Below are 2,453 nucleotides of genomic sequence, written 5' to 3'. Positions count from 1 at the left end.
TTCGATATTTAGAGGCTCTGGCGTAATTTTACCCTTAAAAGCCAAATTTAGCTTTTGCGAGCTTTTCATGTCGATTTTAGCGGTCACTGGCGCAGCTAAATTTTCGCTGATATTTTGTAAATTTATATTTAAACCGTCAAATTTATGCGCTATCTTTTGCCCCTCAAAGACATGGGTTATACCTATGTCGGCGCCCGTAACGGCGACGTTTTTGACGCTAAATTTAAATCCGCTCTTTGTATCTTGAGCGCTTTTTTGCTCGGTTTTTTTACTTTTTTTCGCGGCGGTTTTTTCTGCCGTTTTTTGAGATTTGGCAGGTTTTTTCGCGCTTTCGGTTTTGCTTTTTGCTTTTGTTTTGGCGGCGGTTTTTTTGCCATTTAGTCCAAGCTCGCTAATAGCGCTAAGTTCGCCGTTTTCTTTTAGCTTGGTTGCAAATTTAGGCTTATTTATACTGACGCTTTCGATGCGCAGTGCGGTTTTGGCTAGATCAAAATCCGCGTCCTTCACGCCGATTTCAGCGATAGTAGCGAGCTCTTTATTTTTAGTTTTTAGCGCGATTTTTTGCGCTTTTACCTCGCCGATAGAAGCGGCGCTAGCGTTATTTTCCAGCGTAAATTTAGGCGCATTTATGACGAGCTTTTCTAGGCTTGCCGCGCCGTTTTTACCGACTGGGGCGGAGGCAGCGCTAAGCGTCAAATTTTTTAGGCTAGCAGCGATATTTTGCCCTTTTATTTTAGCATCCAGCTCGCTTGCGTTCGCGTCTTTGAGTTTTATCTCGCCGACGCTTTTTTCGGTCAAATTTATCCCGCTAACGCCCAGGGCTTTGAGCGCTGCGGAGGCGTTTATATCGCCTTTTTCGTTTATATCGGCCTTAAGGGCGACGCCGCTTAAATTTAGCCTGTTTAAATTTGCCTGCGCCTCGCCTTTAAAGCTCGTATTTTTAAATTTTATCTCGCTAATATCGGCTGCGAAGCTCCTTTTTTCGCTCACGTCGGCATTTATCTCGATGGCGGGCAGATCAAGCTCCTCTAGGCTCAAATTTTGCCCGTCAAGCTGTGCTTCAAACGACTTTAAATTTAAAGCTGCGTTTTTTAAAGCAGCCTTGATAACGCCGCCGTCCGCGCTTAGTTCGTAGCTAGTTTTAGCGTTTATAAGGGCGCTATTTATGCGCAGATCTTGCGTGTCGATGAAGCTAAGCGCGACGGGGCGGACGTTAAAGTCCTTTAGGCTAAGCTCGCCGTAAACGCGAAGCGGCGCGAGGTCGATGCCGCCCTGCCAGTCTAGCTTTTGCGCTAGCGTGGAGTTTGCGTCAAAAACGTGCTTGCCCGCGCTATTTTGCTCGGTATTTATGCCTGAAATTTCGTAGTTTATGCCCTCAAATTTGGCGCTAAAAGGCTGCTTTAAACTCTCGTCCGAGTAGGCAAACGAACCGCCGATTATCTTTGTGCTGTTTAGGGCGAAATTTATGCTGCTAGTTTCGTTATTTTCGGTGCTAGTAGCGTTTGACTCGCCTAAAAACGTAGCTAAATTTAGCGTGCCGTTTTTATCTCTAGCGATATTTACGCTAGGACTCTCAAGGCGCAAGATATCAACCTCCGCAAGCTTTTTAAATAGCGAAAAAGGCTTAAGTTTGACGTCGATTTGCTCCGCGCTAAAAAGCGGTGCGGTCGTGTTTAGCTCGGGGCGCGTGACGTTTAGCTCGAAGGTAAAGGGGTTAAATTTAGCCTCCGCCACGCTAAGGCTCGCGTTTATATCTTTTAGCTTTGCGGGCAGCGTATTTTTGAGCGCGTAAGGTACGCCTAAAAAGCCTGCGAGCGTGTAGATGAGTAGCAAGCCCGCGAGCGAGCCTAGGATAATAAGAGCGATTTTTTTACTTTTTTGCATAAATTTGCCTCGATTTTTTTGGCGAATTTTACTAGGATTTTGATTAAAGGGCGGTTATTTTGGCGTATTCATACGAAAAATTAGCACCGTTTCTTATAAAATTAAAGCCGATATTTGATGCAAATAAACAAAAATCAAATACGGCGCAAGATCTCTTTTTGATAAAACTTGGCACCCGTAAACTACGGAGATAATTTAAAATCTAGTCGATAAAATAGCAATTTTACTGTAAAATTCGGAATCAAATTTGTCAAACCAGGGAGCAAAAATGTTTCAGGCTTTCAGAATTTACGATTTTGTAAAAGGTGATAAAAATAGCGATTTTTACGGCGTATTTATCGATAAACTCTATCCTCGCGGAGTGAAAAAGGAGATATTTTGCTCGTTTTTATGGCTAAAGTCGGTTACTCCGTCAAACGAGCTTAGGTCTTGGTTTCATGAGGACAAAGAGGCTAGATTTGAGGAATTTAAAGTTAAATTTAAGACCGAACTAGCCGATAAAGAGGCAACGGCAGGACTGAACGAGCTAAAAATTCTAGAAAAAAAGCACGGCAAAATCGCTCTATTAA

General features: G+C 43.4%; 2 protein-coding genes. One reads left to right on the top strand and one right to left on the bottom strand.

Annotated elements, in window-relative coordinates; translation table 11 throughout:
• Positions 1-1,884, bottom strand: a 1,884-nt coding sequence (locus Q0338_RS07235) for a DUF748 domain-containing protein (protein WP_298086168.1), incomplete at its 3' end; no start/stop codon positions are given.
• A 268-nt stretch (positions 1,885-2,152) separates the two neighbouring features.
• Between Q0338_RS07235 and Q0338_RS07230 the strand changes: the two genes are divergently transcribed.
• Positions 2,153-2,453, top strand: a 301-nt coding sequence (locus Q0338_RS07230; protein ID WP_298086167.1) for a DUF488 family protein, incomplete at its 3' end; no start/stop codon positions are given.

The organism is uncultured Campylobacter sp. (assembly GCF_938018145.1).
Lineage (GTDB): Bacteria > Campylobacterota > Campylobacteria > Campylobacterales > Campylobacteraceae > Campylobacter_A.
The sequence above is the reverse complement of the archived record's forward strand: the minus strand, read 5'-3'. Positions and strand labels throughout refer to the sequence as shown.